Origin of the sequence: Maribacter aquimaris (assembly GCF_014596745.1) — a bacterium.
Classification (GTDB): domain Bacteria; phylum Bacteroidota; class Bacteroidia; order Flavobacteriales; family Flavobacteriaceae; genus Maribacter_A; species Maribacter_A aquimaris.
The window spans coordinates 909,576-921,158 of sequence record NZ_JABTCF010000001.1 but is presented as its reverse complement, the minus strand read 5'-3'; the positions used below and the strand labels follow the sequence as shown (position 1 = coordinate 921,158).

Annotated in this window: 7 protein-coding genes; 3 read left to right on the top strand and 4 right to left on the bottom strand. The window is 40.2% G+C overall.

The window, feature by feature from the left end:
- Positions 1 to 1,200 precede the first annotated feature (1,200 nt).
- The 4 genes from HPE56_RS03965 to HPE56_RS03950 all read right to left on the bottom strand — a co-directional run bounded on the left by HPE56_RS03965 (position 1,201) and on the right by HPE56_RS03950 (position 8,338).
- The gene (locus HPE56_RS03965; RefSeq protein ID WP_188242446.1) at positions 1,201 to 1,812 is read right to left on the bottom strand and encodes a TetR/AcrR family transcriptional regulator; all 612 of its coding nucleotides are present in this window, start codon (positions 1,810 to 1,812) and stop codon (positions 1,201 to 1,203) included.
- A 3-nt stretch (positions 1,813 to 1,815) separates the two neighbouring features.
- The gene (locus HPE56_RS03960; protein ID WP_188242445.1) at positions 1,816 to 6,234 is read right to left on the bottom strand and encodes an efflux RND transporter permease subunit; all 4,419 of its coding nucleotides are present in this window, start codon (positions 6,232 to 6,234) and stop codon (positions 1,816 to 1,818) included.
- Positions 6,235 to 6,255: 21 nt separating this feature from the next.
- The gene (locus HPE56_RS03955) at positions 6,256 to 7,272 is read right to left on the bottom strand and encodes an efflux RND transporter periplasmic adaptor subunit (protein ID WP_188242444.1); all 1,017 of its coding nucleotides are present in this window, start codon (positions 7,270 to 7,272) and stop codon (positions 6,256 to 6,258) included.
- A 172-nt stretch (positions 7,273 to 7,444) separates the two neighbouring features.
- Complete coding sequence (locus HPE56_RS03950) at positions 7,445 to 8,338, bottom strand: helix-turn-helix domain-containing protein (RefSeq protein WP_188242443.1); 894 nt, start codon at positions 8,336 to 8,338, stop codon at positions 7,445 to 7,447.
- Positions 8,339 to 8,903: 565 nt separating this feature from the next.
- On the opposite strand from HPE56_RS03950, the gene rfbC reads away from it, so the two are divergent.
- The 3 genes from rfbC to HPE56_RS03935 all read left to right on the top strand — a co-directional run bounded on the left by rfbC (position 8,904) and on the right by HPE56_RS03935 (position 11,557).
- The gene (gene rfbC, locus HPE56_RS03945) at positions 8,904 to 9,467 is read left to right on the top strand and encodes a dTDP-4-dehydrorhamnose 3,5-epimerase (RefSeq protein WP_188242442.1); all 564 of its coding nucleotides are present in this window, start codon (positions 8,904 to 8,906) and stop codon (positions 9,465 to 9,467) included.
- Positions 9,468 to 9,477: 10 nt separating this feature from the next.
- Positions 9,478 to 10,353, top strand: coding sequence for a dTDP-4-dehydrorhamnose reductase (gene rfbD / locus HPE56_RS03940; protein WP_188242441.1), 876 nt, complete (start codon positions 9,478 to 9,480; stop codon positions 10,351 to 10,353).
- Positions 10,354 to 10,726: 373 nt separating this feature from the next.
- Positions 10,727 to 11,557, top strand: coding sequence for a DMT family transporter (locus tag HPE56_RS03935; protein ID WP_317173169.1), 831 nt, complete (start codon positions 10,727 to 10,729; stop codon positions 11,555 to 11,557).
- The last annotated feature ends 26 nt before the right edge of the window (positions 11,558 to 11,583 follow it).

Sequence of the window (11,583 nt, the reverse complement as noted above, 5' to 3'; positions counted from 1 at the left end):
CTCGACTGCGCTCGACCGGACAGGGGTATACGTTATGATTTTTTTGAGGAATCATATCGCATCAAGGGCTATCAATGAAACCTAATACATGTTTTTGGGTCAAGGCTGACCCGTTAAAAGGTCTCGACTGCACTCGACCGGACATTGGTACTAATTAATAATATTTTTGAGGAATCATAAGGCATTATGGTTGTGAACGATACCTGGTCCGTGATTTCAGATCAAGTCTGACCCGTTAAAAGGTCTCGACTGCGCTCGACCGGACAGGGGTATAAAAATGGGGCTTTTAGGACTATGAATGCAGTTCAGGTTTCTGGCTTTAGGTAATCAAAAGGAGGTCTCGACTGCGCTCGACCGGACATTGGTACAAATTAATATTTTTTGTGTAATCATATGACATCATGGGTTGTCAACGAAACCTAGAACATGTTTTTGGATTAATGCTGACCCTTTAAAAGGTCTCGACTGCGCTCGACCGGACGGGTTATTAAGTTAATGATTTCGCCGAATAGGAAGACTTTTCGACTTTAATTGCAAACTACCATATGGCGATGTAATCCTAAAGAAGTTTATGTTTGTCAGGTCTAGCGCAGTCGAGGTATGTCAGGTCGAGCGCAGTCGAGACCTTATTTTTTTGAGATATATAATCAAAATGATCGTCATTTCCACTGACTGGACATAGTTATAGAATCATGTTGATCAAATAGCGCAGTCGAGACCTCATCAGTCCTATTATCGGAATGATATTCATTTCTACTGACCGGACAGGGTCACAAAACAATATGTTTTTGCAATACTGCTAATCAAGTTGCCCAGTCGAGGTATGTCAGGTCGAGCGCAGTCGAGACCTCATCAGTCCTATTATCGGAATGATTTTCATTTCTACTGACCGGACAGGGTCACAAAACAATATGTTTTTGCAATACTGCTAATCCAATAGCACAATCGAGGTTTGTCAGGTCGAGCGCAGTCGAGACCTCAAAAGGTCATATACCAAAACAAAACCCCTTATATCTATTGCATACAAGGGGTCTTTTATTGGGGGAACTAAAGAATGAATGAGGGGGAATCGTATACTCATGGGATTCCTCTTAGAACCTAATTCGGGATGACAAACTGACTTTAAAACGTATTTTATTCTTTTATTTAAAACTATGGATTTAGAATCCACAGGGGTTTATTTATATCCTTGAAATTGAGTTACAAATTCAGGGCATTTAGCGATTCCAATCCTTTAAGCGTAACCAAACGATGCATCAATAGTTTTCCAAAAAAATCCAAGGTTTTGTGAACGTTTTCAATATCGGTGACCGAATCATCGGTAAAAATATAGTTTAGCATGTTCAGAATGGATTCACTAAGGTCTTCTTGATTTAATTGTTCCTTATAAAGGCCTTCTACTTGCCCTTTTTCAATATTATTGTATACAAAAGGTAAAATTATATCATTGTTGATTCTTGAAAACTTTAATGAAATTTGAAGGTTATAACGTTTAATATCCCTAATCAATGTGGGGGTATAAGAGGATATTACTACTTTGTAGAGTTTGAAAAAACGATGCAACTCTACAACGGCATTTTCAGAATTCATTGTAATATCCTCAATGCTATTTTTAAAAGTTTCTATTTTTTTGGTGATTATTTGATCTATAAGGTCCGCTTTGTTTTGATAGTATTTATATATTGTTCTTTTGGAAACGCCACATGCATTGGCAACATCATCCATTGATAGGCTGTGAATACCATATTCGGTGAACATGGTGGTGGCCTTTTCCAAGATGAGGTCTTTTTTGCTGTAAGATGCCGTTTCCATACGTTATTGAATATTCAATTCGCCAATACTTTTGAAATATGCTGCTTTGCGGATATTGTAATTGGCTTTGGCGTCAATTAAATCCGAATAGGCTTTTTGCCATAATACCTGGGCTTCCAGGACATCGCTACCGCTAATAGTTCCAGCATCGAATCTATCTTGGTGAAGCTTCAGGTTCTCATCGGCCTGGAGCATTGATTTCTTGGCGATATCCACTCTTTTTATGGATTGGTTTATCTCTAAATAGGCGTTTTGGATTTCAATGGCCACCAATTCTTTGGTTCTTTCCAATTCCGCTTTTTGGGCTTCTACCTTAAAACGCTGTTCTTTCACCTTATGTTTTCGCCCCCCCCAATCAAAAATGGGGATATTAAGGCTTGCCAAGCCGGCAAAGTTGGTCATATGGTCTTCCGCTTCAGCAGCATTTATATTGTCTCCATATAAATAGGATTCTGAAAAACTGATTCCCAAAGTAGGTTTTCTTTCAGCCTTTAATAAATCGGTTTGCAGGTCACCCAGTTTAACCGCATTTTGGAGCATTGCGATTTCTGGTCGGTTTTCAACTGCGATATCAATCAAAACTTCTTCTACCAAAAGGTCTTCTTCGTTTATGGAACCATCAACCTCGAAATTGGTGTTGGGCAATCCCGCCAATTGGGCTAATTGAAGCTTGAGCATGTGTAGGTTGTCATTGGCCGTCATGAGGTCAAGCTCCGCTTGGTTCGATTCTACCTGTACTTTCAAGAGATCATTTTTATAGGTAAGACCCGCATCGTACAGATTGGTTAAATCGGTCAAAAGCCCTTTCAATAATTTTTGGTATTTCTCGGCCAAAGCAACTTTCCCCTTAACATTTACGAGTTGCCAATACGTGTTTTCCACCTGTAACAACACATTGCTTTGGGTCAAATCCTTTTGGGAGGTTTGGAGGTCAACCCCGGTTTTTGCCATCTTTTTAGCGGTACTTACCTTGCCCCCTGCGTAAAGTACCTGGGAAACCCCTAAAGTTGAGTACACGGTGTAATCGGGTAATAACCCTAAGGGTGGATTATCGAGATAGATACCCATGGCACTGGCGTCCAAAGAGGGTTTATCGGCCGTTTTTGTCGCTTTTTGGGCAGCATTGGCGGCATCAAGATTGTATTGCTCCTTGACTATCTCCTTGTTGTTTTTAAGGGCAAGTGCTTTTACATTTTCTAAGCTCAAAGGTTTTTCTTGTCCCAAACCGGTCTGAAAAACCAGAAGGAACATGAAAAAAGGCATGATCTTGGCCAGTTTCATTTTGATTTTACTAAAATGATTGGGTTTGTATTGAATTTTATTATCCATAGGTCTGGCGTGATCTCTTGGATACTCCTTTTTAGCGAATTTGTAATATAGAATAGGGATAATAAACAAGGTCAGTACCATGGATACAATTAGTCCTACGGCCAATACACTGCCTAATGGCGCCCATAAAGGTGATTTGCCCACGATCATCGGCACCACACCTACGGCAGCTGCAGCTGAGGTCAGGAATATGGGGCGCATTCTCCTTTTTCCAGCGGCTTTGGCAGCTCCTTTTATAGAGTAGTTATGGTCAATGGCCAATTCGTCGGCATAATCGACCAGGATAATTCCGTTCCGTACTACGATTCCTATAAGGCTGACTACACCCATAAATGCGGTAAAGCCAAATGGATTTCCAGTCAGTTTTAATCCTAGGAACGCGCCTAATAAACTCAAGGGGAATGTTGCCAATACGATAAGCACCCTAGTGAAGTTTTTAAATTGGAACATCAACACCAAAAATATAAGTACCAAACTAACGGCCAAAGAGGTGGCCATTGGGGGCATTGTTTCTGCAGAACTCTCATATTCACCCCCATAATTAATGGTTATACCCTCTGGTAGTTCCATTTGGTCTATGGTAGGTTTTATTTTGTCAAGTATTGTGGCTGCCTTTATCCCCATTTGGGCCTCTGACCTAACGGTCAGGGTTCTTAAACCATTTCTGCGGGAAATAACCCCAGTATGCCATTCAGGGGAAATTGATGCGATTTCTTTTAATGGTATCTTGGTGCCATACATGGTAGGGATACCCACCTCCCCAAGATCATCGATGTCGTTCCTGTTTTCGGCATCCAAACGCAATACGATATCCACAGGTTTATCGCCTTCATAAAGCGTGGAAACAGGATAACCACTTAATCCGGCCCCCAACGTTTGTGAAACCATAGCGTTGGTAACCCCGACCCGGTTGGCTTTATTGTCGTCCAAATTGACTTTGATCCCAAAATAATCGTCTTGATAGGTGGTCCTGACCCAGTTGGTACCTTCTGCATTTTCAAGAATGCCCTCTACTTTCTCTGCCACCTTTTTTTGAGCGTTCATATCTTCACCTACAATACGGACCTCTATAGGTGCTGGGGATTCCTTAAGGGCCAATTGACGTACCCGAATATAACCGTCAGGAATAAAACCATCGAATTTTTTCAGGTATTCCGTGGCCAGTTCATCGGTCTCCTCATTCCCTGTGGTCGTAATGAATATCTGGGCGAAATTCTCACGGGGTACTTCGGGGGCATAGGTACTGTGAAAACGTGGGGAACTGGTACCTACGAAACTGGCTATGGTTACAATACGATCGTCGTTTCTTATTTCATCCTCAATACGGTTGACCACTTTTTCCGTTTCTTCCAATGGATAGCCATTGGGCAACCAAACTTCAAGGTTGAATTGGTTTCTTTCTGCTGTCGGAAACAATTCCTGTTCCGTATTTCCTGCGATGATAAAAGCCAGGATGATGGAAGCAGTACCTATGGCCAAGGTTATCTTGGGGTGGCGAAAACTATAGTCCAACCAATTGTTGAATTTCATTTGTAAGCGATCGAGCAGCGATAATTTCGGAGGACGTTCACTGACCTTATGCTTCAGTCCTTTTTTAATGGAAACATAACACATATATGGGGTAAGTAAGATGGCCACCAAAAATGAGGTGAACAAGGCGATGGCCACGGCAATTGGTAAGGATTGTATAAACTCCTTAGCCAATCCATTTAGGAAAAGGGCCAAAGGTAAAAAAGCAAAGATAATGGCCAAGGTAGCTGTAAAGATGGGGACCATCAATTGGGTTGCGGCCTGCCATGCAGCCGTCCATCGGTCAATACCTTCATCTAACTTTTCAATATAATTATCTACCACAACAATGGCATTGTCCACTACCATACCGAGAACAATAATCAATGCGGCAAGGGATACTTGGTGGATTTCGATGCCGATCATGTTCAATATACCAAAAGTGATGATTATGGCGATAGGGCAGGCTAGCGCCGAAACAACCGCAACCCTAAAAGGCAATAGTAGAATCACCACTATGATAACTGCGGATATTGCTATAATGAATTCGAGCATAAAGTGGTTTATACTTTCTTTTACCACTTCAGGTTGGTTTACAATGGTCTTGATTTGAACATCTTGGGGCAAAAATTGCTTTACTTCTTCTATTTTACCGTCTACTTTTTCACCGAACTTTACGATATTGTTACCGGGCTGCATTGCAATGGACAACATGGTAACACGTTGTTTGTCTACTTGGATGTAGCTTTCTTCTTCCTCATACCTACGCTCAATGGTCGCAAAGTCTTTTAAGCGGAGGGTCTTTCCATTGGGTTCACTATAAATGATCTGATTTCCCAAATCTGCCGTGCTCTTGTATTGGTTTTTGGTGAATACATTGGCAGTAGCACTTTGTAACTGTATTTCACCGGAATAACCTGTGGCATTCTGGGTCTGTATGGTCTGTGCAATACTGGAAATACCAACCCCGTATTGTTTTAACTTCTCATTGTTCAGGGTAACATAGATTTGTTCTTTCTGTTCCCCATACCTATTTATTTTGGAAGTCTCATCAATGGTTTTGAGTCCGTCTTCGAGTTTATCCAAATAAGTTTCGATTTCGGCATAGCTTCTACCGGGGGCGGAAACGGTTATCATTTGGGCTACAACATCGCCAAAATTACTGTTTACAATAGGGCCTACGATGCCATTGGGCAAGGTATAGTTCATTCTAAAAGTAGTGTTCAGCCCATTTTGCAGGGTTGACCAAAACCTATCGGTGTCCTTTACGTTTTCGTTCAGTTCAACGGTAATGACCACTTGTCCGGCTTTGGTATCTGAAATGGTCTCATCTTTTTTAACTTCCTCAAAACTGAATAGGTATTGTTCTATTTTTTCGGTGAGCTGTTGTTCTACCTGAAGCTCATCGGCGCCTGGATACGCTGCAATGACAAGCCCTTTTCTAACGGTAATCTCGGGATCTTCGCTTCGGGGCATGGTAAATACGGCATACAGTCCAAAAGCCATTAAAAGTATGGTGAAAACAATGGTTACCTCGCGGTATTTCATTGCTGCCTCTATAAAATTTATCTTTACTTTTTTCATCGTTTGTTGACTTTGCTTGAATTAAAAGGTTACTTCCTGACCATCTTTAACATTCGTGTATCCTTTTGAAATCAATAAGTCCCCGGCGGATATGCCTTTGGTAATAACCACCTGGTTCCCCTTAAAGTCACCGATATCCACACGCTTCTTAATCGCTTTATTGTTTTCAACGATAAAGGCATAAGTGATATCGTTGATATCGCGAACGACGGCCTGTGCCGGTATGCTGATTACTTCTTGGTTGTTATCGGTATGGATCTTTATGTTTGAGATCATTCCGGGAAGCAGTTGGTTTTCACTATTGTCCAGACGAACCTTAACGTTAAAGGTTCTGGTAACTGCGTCTGCACTTAGGTTAACGATAGCAACCTTTCCAGTAAAGGTCTTGTGCATCGATGGAATTTCTATCTGGGCTTCGGATCCTACTTTGAGTTTTGAGATTTCCGATTCACTGATAGAGGCTTTGGCATACACCTTATCGGTTTTCATAACGGTAAAGGCCGGTACTCCGGGAGCTACAGTAGCACCCATTTCGGTTAGTTTAGCCGTGATCATTCCTGCGAAGGGAGCATATAACTTTGTGTCGGACAAATTCTTGGCTGCCATATTCTTGTTGGCATTGGCTTGTGCCAGGCCGACTTTAACCGCGATAAAATCGCGTTCAGGCAAACTTCCTTTGGTATACAGTTCGTCTAACCGTTTGTAATTGTCATTGGCCAATTCGAGTCCCGCATCGGCGATATCGTATGCATTTTTATAGGATGTTGCTTCGATGGAGGCCAGTAGTTGTCCCTTTTTTACTTTTTGACCCTCTTGGGCATAGATTTCGGCTACCCTTCCGGCGACCATAAACCCTAAAGAAACGGTATTATCCGCTTCAATGGTTCCACTATAGCTTAACGTTTCATTTTCTGTGTTGGAAACAATTTTGGTGATCTCAACCTTAAGGACCTTTGATTCCTTTACTTTTTCCTTTTTTTCGGAACAACTGGAAAGTATAAGAAGGGCTGTTATAAAAAATAAATGATGGATTTTCATTTTGAAATACGTTTTTAAGTTTTGATTTTTCTTGCGTTATTATTATTTCAGGGCGCAAAATTCAAACTTTTAGAAACGTTGGTATAGGTTATAATAAAGCTAAAATTGGTCAAATTCGATTATTTTGACGTTTTGGAGCTTGAATAATTTAGAATCTAGACAGATAATTGGTCTATTTACTACTTTTTTTTCTATAGGCAGAAGGGGATAGGCCTATTTGTTTTTTAAAGTACTTACCAAAAAAGGATTGATCGGGAAAGCTTAGTTCTTCTGCAATCTGGGCTATGGAAAGTTTTGGGTCTTGCAGGAGTAAACGGGCTTCGATAATTACGGCAGCCTCAATCAATTGCGAGGCGGTTTTGCCACTGACTTCCTTGAGGGTTTTGGATAAATGGCCTGTAGTAACATTAAGGGTATCCGCATAAAATTGGACTGACCTTTCAATTTTTACATTTTCTTGGAGAATATTCCAGAAACGGATGGTCAATTCTTCCTGTCGAGTTAATTCCACTTTGAGGTCGGGATAAGTCCGTTTAAAGATATCGGCATACGTATAGGCGATGACACCGAAAGTATTTCTAATGATATCCTCTTTGAATAGGGCCAGCTCTTTTTTATTATTGTCCTTCAGTATACGTGCCATTATTTTGAACATCTTTCCCTCTTGTTTGCCAAGCTTTAATTTGGGGGCATTAGTATGGGTGAAATAACCAAAGGCATCTATACTGTTGCTTTTGAAAAAATTATCGACTATGAACTTTGTTGAGAAATTGATATTGATCACGCTTAGGTCATCACTGATTTCAAGTATTTGAATCACTGATTTCTGGGCAACCGCGATAGACTCATTCTTCTTTAGGGTATGGATCATTAAATTAATAGAAACTTTTAGGTTGCCTTTTTCAACAAATAGGATATCGTTACCCAAATTTCTAAAAGGGTAGGTAACAGGGATTTGGGTGAAATTTTTGGAGATAAACACGTGAAGGCCTTCAGATTGGGGTTCTTCACCCATTATCTGAATAAAATCATCCAGCGATAATTTTTTGATCAACTCTTCTTCCAATAGCCAATATTTTATTCAAATATATCCACTATTGGTTGAAACCAGTGTTCTTTTAGTTTTAAATTAAAGATTGCGGCCTATCGGTAAAATCACTCGCAATGTATCGGTTTTAACGGGTAGGAATATATGTGGACTTGAATAGTTTTACCGCTTAAATCCATGATTCCCATTATTTTATAATAGAAGGAGATTACGGTAGTGGTGCTTAACGGGAATGATACAATTGGGATTATGAACCTGTACCAAACCATTTCAAATTTGTAACTTAGACCTTTAACCCTAGGGTTGATTTCGGGAGGTAGTTCTGGAGAAAAGATAGGGCCAGTGATCCGTACCCAATCAGAATAGGCTTGGAATAGGTGGTATTGGATACCTATCAATTCTTTAATGCAGGCAGCCCTGTTTGAACAGGTCATAGAGGAAAGACAAGGACATATTGTTGGTTCTATCGAGGCAGCGGCCTACAGGATGGGATCCATATCAAAAAACAATATAAAAAACGTACAATACCTTTGGATGAAGGTGGTTCTAGTAAGACATTATTAGATTCCCTAACTTAGCACCAATGAAAATAGAAAAAACACATATAGAAGGTTGTTATACCATTACCCCAAAAATTTTCTACGACGGGCGCGGTTATTTTTTTGAAAGTTATAATCATGAAAAGTTTACTTCGTTTATTGGAAAAAACGTTGATTTTGTACAGGACAATCAATCCTTTTCAACAAAAGGTGTTTTAAGGGGGTTGCATTTCCAAAAAGGTGAATACGCCCAGGCTAAATTGGTCCGTGTTCTCCAAGGAAAAGTCCTCGATGTGACTGTAGATCTAAGAAAGGATTCGCCATCGTATTTGAAAGTGTTTACCATGGAGTTATCCGATAAAAACAATACCCAGGTATTTATGCCCAGAGGATGTGCCCATGGCTTTGTCACCCTGAGTGAATCTGCGATATTCTCATATAAGTGCGATAACTATTACAATAAAGCGTCTGAAGGGGGTATGTTGTTCAATGATCCATTTTTTAATATTGATTGGAAATTCCCAGAGAAGGAGCTTATCATTTCGGAAAAAGACCTGGTTTTGCCTACTTTTAAGGAATTGAAGGAAGACTTTATTATTAAATCTTGAGGTGGTTTCTATGTTAAGAGTATTGGTAACCGGTGGTAGTGGACAGTTGGGGAAATGTATCAGGGAGGTAGCGTCCGATCATACAGGTACCCTGGAATGTATTTATAAATCCTCCAAGGAACTGGATATCAGCGATAAAGTGGCTGTTTTTAAGGAGTTTGAAAATGGGAACTATCATTTTTGTATCAATACGGCTGCCTATACGAATGTCGATGGTGCGGAAAAGGATCAAATGAAAGTGGATTTGGTAAATCACGTTGGCCCTGAAAACCTAGCAGAGGCCTGTGATAGGAATGATATGGTTTTGATCCATATTTCCACGGATTTCGTTTTTGACGGTGCCCGAAGTGAGCCGTATTCCGAAAAGGATAAGACCAATCCCTTAGGGGAATATGGTAAATCAAAATTGAAGGGGGAACTAGCGGTACAATCGCTTTGTCAAAAACATTTTATTATTCGTACTTCTTGGTTGTATTCAGAATATGGTTCCAATTTCTTGAAATCGATGCTGAAATATGGTAGGGAAAGGGAAAGCCTTTCCGTCGTCTATGACCAGATCGGAACACCGACATATGCGAAGGACCTTGCGGAAGTGATATTGTTGTTTGTTTTGAATAAAATTGATGCTTATGGGGTATATCACTATAGCAATGAAGGCGTAGCGAGTTGGTACGACTTTGCCAAGGCCATTTTCGATATCAATGACGTTGTTGTCCAGCTATTGCCAATACGAACGGAGGCTTATCCTCTTCCGGCTAAAAGACCGAGTTTTAGCGTGCTCGATACATCCAAGATTAAAAATGTGCTTCAAATTGAAATACCCTATTGGAGGGATAGTTTGAAAAGAGCCTGTGATGATCTTGGGCACCCATATCAAGAGCAATAAAAAATATATTATTGGTTGCCAATCGGAATGGTTTTTTTGGGGCCATAGCTTGGTTGATCCATGAAATCAAGATTTTGGGATTGCCATTAAGATGATTCTTCGTTGTTTTTTATTTTCATTTGCCCCTAGAAGGATGCTTTTTTATGGATGTCCCTTAGGCAAAGATTGTCTTTTTGTCAAACAACATCTGTCTTTTTTAAAGTTTAGAAGATATGGTAATGGGATTTTATCATAATTCCAAAACGAACGAAATAGTACAATCAAGTGGGGAATTAACCGTAATTTTGAACCTTTATTTCCTTAAAACCCAGTTTATTTTAGCCAATAATATACCAAGGTATGGATTAGGTTGATATAGCCTAAAAAATGACTAGTGAAAAAAGCTATCCTTTATATGATTGTCAGCACTTTTTCATTTACACTAATGAATTCGGTGGTAAAGTATCTGGCTAGTTTTCCAACTTTTGAGATTGTTTTCTTTAGGTCTTTGGGATCGTTTGTCTTGGGGACCACCTATATCTTATGGAAGGGCATTGATATATGGGGGAATAAGAAGACATTAATGCTGGTTCGATCATTCTTAGGGTTGACGGCTATGAGCCTTTTCTTTATGTCTTTGAAATATTTGCCTGTTGGGACAGCGGTCTCCCTTCGATATTTATCCCCGATATTCGCGACTATTTTTGCGGTTTTGTTACTGGGAGAAAAACTCCGTCCAATGCAATGGCCCTTATTTTTTCTGGCTTTTTTAGGTGTGCTTATACTTAAAGGATTTGACAGTGCCATTGATAATACCGGACTTGTTCTGATACTGGCGGCCTCTGTTTTTAGTGGATTGGTATATGTGGCCATCCGCAGGATTGGAAAAAGCGACCCACCCATAATTATCGTTAACTATTTTATGTTCGTTGGAACCGTAATCGGGGGTATTCTGAGTATTTTTAATTGGAAGGTCCCTGAAGGCAACGATTGGTGGTTGTTTTTAGGTCTAGGTATTTTTGGGTTTTTCGGTCAGATTTTTATGACCAAGGCATTTCAAATCGCAAAAACCAATGTAGTGGCGCCTTTAAAGTATATTGAAGTTGTCTTCACCATAACCGTAGGGGTGCTATGGTTTGGTGATGTCTATACCATATGGAGCTTTTTGGGTATCCTTATGATCGTTGGCGCCTTGGTCGCCAATGTCTTTGTTGCCAAAAAATAGCAGAATTAAATAAACGGCTTCAAATC